4 protein-coding genes are annotated in these 4,125 nt (G+C 37.9%); 1 reads left to right on the forward strand and 3 read right to left on the reverse strand.

The genetic code is table 11. From position 1 onward, the window contains the following. Window positions 1–223: 223 nt before the first annotated feature. From ACPDHL_RS15980 to ACPDHL_RS15990, 3 genes are all read right to left on the reverse strand, one after another. Window positions 224–919, reverse strand: a complete 696-nt coding sequence (locus ACPDHL_RS15980; protein WP_430533709.1) for an RluA family pseudouridine synthase — start codon at window positions 917–919, stop codon at window positions 224–226. Window positions 920–1,153: 234 nt separating this feature from the next. Continuing rightward, entirely contained in the window at window positions 1,154–1,972 is an 819-nt protein-coding gene (gene panB / locus ACPDHL_RS15985; RefSeq protein ID WP_430533710.1) for a 3-methyl-2-oxobutanoate hydroxymethyltransferase, read from the reverse strand. 59 nt (window positions 1,973–2,031) lie between these two features. Beyond that, on the reverse strand, window positions 2,032–3,207 hold the full coding sequence (locus tag ACPDHL_RS15990; protein ID WP_430533711.1) for an SH3 domain-containing protein: 1,176 nt from the start codon (window positions 3,205–3,207) through the stop codon (window positions 2,032–2,034). A 645-nt stretch (window positions 3,208–3,852) separates the two neighbouring features. On the opposite strand from ACPDHL_RS15990, the gene ACPDHL_RS15995 reads away from it, so the two are divergent. Next, window positions 3,853–4,125 (forward strand): hypothetical protein (locus ACPDHL_RS15995; RefSeq protein WP_430533712.1); only part of this gene is annotated, 273 nt, incomplete at its 3' end.

Genomic DNA, 4,125 nt, shown 5'->3' on the forward strand with positions numbered 1-4,125 from the left:
GAAGTTCAGTTTACGCTTTACCTTAGTTTAGTTCGCGCAAAGCACAACGAGCAAATAACAAATAATAAACAAAAAAAAACTTCTTATCACAGAAGTTCTTCTTTTTATTGAAAAAATCCTACTCACTACTCACTACTCACTACTCACCATTCACTACTCACCACTCACTACTCACCATTCACCACTCACCACTCACCACTCACCACTCACCACTCACCACTCACTATTTCGTTATTTCATTCCAAATCACGTCATCTGGAGTAGGAGCTACAATCGTCAAGATTTCTTTTGTTACGGGATGAGTAAAGGTCAAGGCACGGGCATGCAGGTGAATACCGCCATCGGGATTACTTCGATCAGCGCCGTATTTAAGGTCACCTTTGATGGGACAACCTACGGCGGCTAACTGACAGCGAATTTGGTGATGGCGACCCGTATGCAGATCCACTTCAACTGCTGAATAGGTTTTGAGTTGATGAAACAGTCGATACGTTAATTTGGCTTTTTTGCTGTTGGGTACTTCTTTGTTATGTGCTTTAGAGGTATTGTTTTTTGGGTTTCGCACCAAGAAATGTTCCAGTGTATCTTCCACTTTAGGTGGAGCATCTTTGACAACCGCCCAATAGGTTTTTTTTGTTTCTCTATTCTTGAACGACTCATTTAAACGCGTGAGTGCTTTGGATGTTTTGGCAAATACGACAAGTCCAGAAGTCGGGCGATCCAAGCGATGAACCACACCTAAATAAGCGTCTCCAGGTTTGTTGTGCTTTTGCTTTAAATAGATCTTGATGCATTCGCTTAGCGGCATATCTCCCGTTTGATCGCCTTGTACGAGGTCGCCTACGCGTTTGTTTACCACAATAATGTGGTTGTCTTCGTGTAGGATTTGTAAATTATCGGGAGTAGTAACAACTTTCATACGGTGAATTTTAAAACAAAAATATCCTTTTAAACCCAGATTAAGCGATAGACATATAAACAAAAGTAATTATACAAAATAGGTCTGAATTAGCAATAAAAGCATACTATAGTATGGTTCTAGAGCTAATGAAAGCGCTATGAAGTAGAAATATTTTGCAGTATTTGGCTAATGCTTAATCTGGGTTAAATCTAAAAGGATATTTTTGTGTGTATTTTTTGTGAAAAATAAAACTTAGTACTGTTCATTTTCATTTGGAAAATCAACTGATTTTACGTCATCTACATATTGAGCGACAGCGTCTTTCATTTGATCAAAGATGTTCAAATAACGACGTAAGAATTTAGGGTTGAATTCATGGGTTAATCCAATCATATCGTGGATCACCAATACTTGTCCATCCACACCGTTTCCTGCGCCAATTCCAATTACGGGAATCGAGATACTCTCCGCTACTTTTTTCGCTAAACTCGCTGGAATTTTCTCTAACACTACAGCAAAACATCCAATTTCCTCTAACATTTTAGCGTCACGCATCAATTGTTTGGCTTCTTCGTCTTCTTTTGCTCTTACGGTATATGTTCCAAATTTGTAGATGGATTGAGGCGTTAAACCCAAATGTCCCATTACGGGAATTCCCGCATCTAAAATGCGTTTGATTCCTTCTTTAATTTCAACACCACCTTCCATTTTCACACCATGTGCACCACTTTCTTTCATAATGCGAATCGCAGAACGCAAGGCTTCTTTTGGATCCGATTGGTAAGAACCGAAAGGTAAATCCACCACAATAAGCGCTCGATCTGCACCTCGTACTACCGATTGTGCATGGTATATCATTTGATCTAGTGTAATAGGTAAGGTCGTTTCATGTCCAGCCATAACGTTACTAGCGGAATCTCCAACTAACATAACATCAATTCCACCAGCTTCTAAAACTTTGGCCATTGAGTAATCATAACAAGTAAGCATTGATATTTTTTCTCCGTTGGCTTTCATATCAATCAGCGACTTTGTTGTCACTTTTTTATAATCTTTCTTTGCTACTGACATTTGTTGTTTATTTTGTAATTCCTTGTAAAAGTAGAGTAAAAAGACTTGAAATAAAAAAATTAGCAGTAATAAATCAATTCTATTCGCAATAACTCATTATTGTAGAACTCAAAACTGTAGAGAACATCGTCTACCGCAATGTAATAGGTATGCGTCAGAGGCTCAATAAGGGTGATCAATCCTTTGGCTAGTTTTAAAAATACCTGTTCTGTGGTATACTGTTCCATCAATTGATTGTCGATGATAAACCCATTTTTATTAATCATGTCCATTTTGCGCACTTTATAGGTATGCTCTAGGTCATGCGTAATGAATTCAGCTGAGTTAAAAAAGGAATTCCCTTCATAATCCCCCAAGGCACAATCTTCTAAATTAGCCGACTCATCAAGGGGATACCCAATATAGGTGTGAATCCAATCGATATCAAAACCATCTTTAGGTTCAATTTTTTCATTTAGTGCAAAGCCAAATTGACGTTTTTTGATCAATTTATTCACTTTGGATGTATCGTCTTCTTTCGGTTTGGATTTCAAGGCTTCTAGTTGCAATTTCAACAGCTCCACTTTTTCCATTTCATCCTGTTTGGTTGCGAAGTCAATATAGAGTTGAATGGCTTTTTGCGTTGCTGTGTCTTCGCTATTCCACCCCAATTCGAGGATGCGTTCTGCGTATTTGCGTTGTTCACTAACCTCCGTTGTCGCTTTGTAGGCTTGGATTAACTCATTCATTACGGGGCGTTCGCCTAAAAATTGTGCGGAAATATACCCATAGCCTTCGAGGTAGGGAATGGGAACCCAAGCATTTTTGTCGTAGGGATAAAATTCAATAGGCACCGCAGTTCCGATTAAAACTGTACCCAACACACTAGCTGTACTGCTGGGATATTCGCGCACTTTTAGACCTGCAGCGGTAGTAAAAAGGTGAGGAGACCCATAAAAGTCGTCCATTTCAATGATGGGTGCAGGCGCTTCGGGTGCATCTTCTGTATAGTACTCCTTTAGATTTTGGGTATCGACAATATAAAGCGGACTTTCATAATCGCGATCAACTTGTACCAAACGCTTGTTGATCTTTTCATAGTAAGAGAGATGGGCGTTGGAAATAAAAATTCCCGCTTTTTGGGTGGCCGCTTTGTCCTTGTAAGCCTCGGTGGGCTTGGTGGTGTAAAGCGTAGGGGATTGTGCTGCTGCTTGTACGGTAAAGCAGATAAGCAAGGCTTGAACGAGTGTTTTCATACGGTAGTTCTGTTATTCAATATCGTTTAATTGAGGATGTAAAATTGATAAAAAAAACAAAGCTCAACGCAGAAAAATACACAAGGGGGATGAATTTCACTAGTTCTGGGGAGAAGGATTGCGCTTGTGGTTTAACTGTTAATGATTTACAGTTGCATGTCCTTTTCAATAGCCTAGATTGTATGAGAATATTGTTTCGGTTGTGTTTTTATTGCTAATTATGGTCTATCTTAGATTAAAGTAAGTAATAGCGGATAAGGTGTTTTGTGCATGTGATTAAAAAAATAATAGAAAAACCAGAGATTTCTTTGGAAGAATTAATGACTTGTTTTGAGCGAATTAAATTAAAAGGCGATGTAGTTGTTTTAAATTTGATGGGGAAAGAGATGAAGATGCCTATACCGTTTTTGTGTCTTTTCCAAAGAAAAACAGAGAAATGATTCGCATAGACGGGAGTGATTTAAAAAAGACGATAGTAAAAGTGTTAGTTGCCTATATTGGATGATTGTAATTTGGGGTTAGCCACCGTATTAAAAAGGGATGTGTTGGGAATTTATCTACTTATATTCTATAATCGTTTGAATTTGAGTATGGTAGTAGGAAAGGAAAAAAAGTGACCAATAGAATAGCAACAAAGAAAAGTGTATGAGAAAACTAGTATTGATTCTATTTATTTTACTAAAAAGTAATATGGTACTCGCTCAAGATTGGAGTATTGATCTTAGTTATGAAGTTAGAGATACGATATTTACGTATTATCTTGATTCAGACCCAACACTGCTATTTTACAAAGATGTAAATCGAACAAGCGCTACAAGAGAGTTTACTAAAATCAGAATTGCGAAAGAAAGAGCGAAAGAGATTTTTACTGTCATTCAACACATAAAAAATGAAATAGAGGAAGTGAATGATGAGGCA

Origin of the sequence: Myroides sp. C15-4, from assembly GCF_050522745.1 — a bacterium.
Lineage (GTDB): Bacteria > Bacteroidota > Bacteroidia > Flavobacteriales > Flavobacteriaceae > Flavobacterium.

Coding starts and splice junctions, on each gene's coding strand:
- ACPDHL_RS15990 (WP_430533711.1), bottom strand. CDS start 3,207: ATGAAAACACTCGTTCAAGCCTTGCTTATCTGCTTTACCGTACAAGCA.
- panB (WP_430533710.1), bottom strand. CDS start 1,972: ATGTCAGTAGCAAAGAAAGATTATAAAAAAGTGACAACAAAGTCGCTG.
- ACPDHL_RS15980 (WP_430533709.1), bottom strand. CDS start 919: ATGAAAGTTGTTACTACTCCCGATAATTTACAAATCCTACACGAAGAC.